The organism is Methylobacterium sp. CCH5-D2, from assembly GCF_001556475.1.
GTDB lineage: Bacteria > Pseudomonadota > Alphaproteobacteria > Rhizobiales > Beijerinckiaceae > Methylobacterium > Methylobacterium hispanicum.
Window position 1 is genome coordinate 1 of sequence record NZ_LSIX01001093.1, and the last position, 1,499, is coordinate 1,499.

Here is a 1,499-nt window from a genome sequence, read left to right on the forward strand (position 1 = left end):
CCCGCCGAGCCTCGAAGTCTCGGCCCTGCGCCCCATCTCCTGCGCAACGCACCCGGCCCCGCCGTCCAGGGACGGCGGACATCTGGAGGAACCTCGGTGACGCGCATCCCATCCCTCGCCCTCGCCGCCGCGGCGACGCTCGGCCTCGCCGGCACCGCGGCCGGCCAGGAGACGCCCGCCTCCCGCATCGGCGGCGAGGCGTTCAGCGCGCCCGCCGCGCCCTCGGCCGGGACCAGCCCGGCCGAGACCGAGGCGCCGAACACGAGCTACAAGCCGCTCCTGCCGAACCAGACCCGGGCTCCCAAGCCCGCCCAGGCCACCGAGGTCGCGGTGGCGACCGCCGTGAAGGGCCTGGACAGCCCCTGGGCGATGGAGTTCCTGCCGGACGGGCGCATGATCGTGACCGAGAAGGCCGGCAAGATCCGCCTCGTGGCGAAGGACGGCACGCCGGGCCCGGCCGTCGCGGGCGTGCCGAAGGTCGATGCCCGCGGCCAGGGCGGCCTGCTCGACGTGGCGCTGAGCCCGGGCTTCGCCTCCGACCGCACGATCTTCTTCAGCTATTCCGAGCCGCGCGAGAAGGGCAACGGCACCACGCTGGCCCGCGCCAAGCTGGTCGAGGACGGCCGGGGCGGGGGCAAGCTGGAGGAGGTCAAGGTGATCTTCCGCCAGACGCCCGCCTACGACGGCGACAAGCATTTCGGCTCGCGCATCGTGCCCGCGGGCGACGGCAAGCTCTTCCTCACCGTGGGCGAGCGCTCCGACAAGGGGCCGCGGGTCCAGGCGCAGGACCTCGCGAGCGGCCTCGGCAAGGTCTTCCGCATCGACACGGACGGGAACGCCCCGAAGGACAACCCCTTCGCGGGCAGCGAGAAGGCGCGGCCCGAGATCTGGTCCTACGGGCACCGCAACGTGCAGGCGGCGGCCCTCGACGGCCAGGGCCGGCTCTGGACCGTCGAGCACGGGCCGCGCGGCGGCGACGAGCTGAACCGGCCGCGCCCGGGCCTGAACTACGGCTGGCCGGTGGCGACCTACGGCATCGAGTACTCGGGCGAGAAGGTGGGCGACGGCGTAACCCAGGCCACCGGCACGGTGCAGCCGGTCTATTACTGGGACCCCGTCATCGGCCCCTCCGGCATGGCGCTCTACACCGGCGGCCTGTTCCCGGCCTGGAAGGACCAATTCCTGATCGGCGGCCTCGTCAGCGGCGGCATCGTCGCGGTCAAGCTCGACGGCGATAAGGTGGTGACGGAGGAGCGCGTGCCCCTCGACGCCCGGATCCGCGACGTGCGGGTCGGGCCGGACGGGGCGGTCTACGCGGTCACCGACGGCGAGGACGGCCGGATCCTGAAGCTGACGCCGAAGGACGGCGCGAAGGCGGGCAAGGACGGCAAGGAGGGCTGAGCGCCCTCCCCTGCGGCGGGAGGCCACGGGCCGTAACCCGGCGGCCGGCGTGGCGAAGAGCCCGACAGACGCATCTCCGGCCCCGCCCGGCTCTTCCC

Annotated in this window: 1 protein-coding gene; it reads left to right on the forward strand. The window is 73.9% G+C overall.

Annotated features, from left to right (window positions below; translation table 11 throughout):
• Nucleotides 1-96 precede the first annotated feature (96 nt).
• Entirely contained in the window at nucleotides 97-1,401 is a 1,305-nt protein-coding gene (locus tag AX737_RS29395) for a PQQ-dependent sugar dehydrogenase (protein ID WP_066927535.1), read from the forward strand.
• The last annotated feature ends 98 nt before the right edge of the window (nucleotides 1,402-1,499 follow it).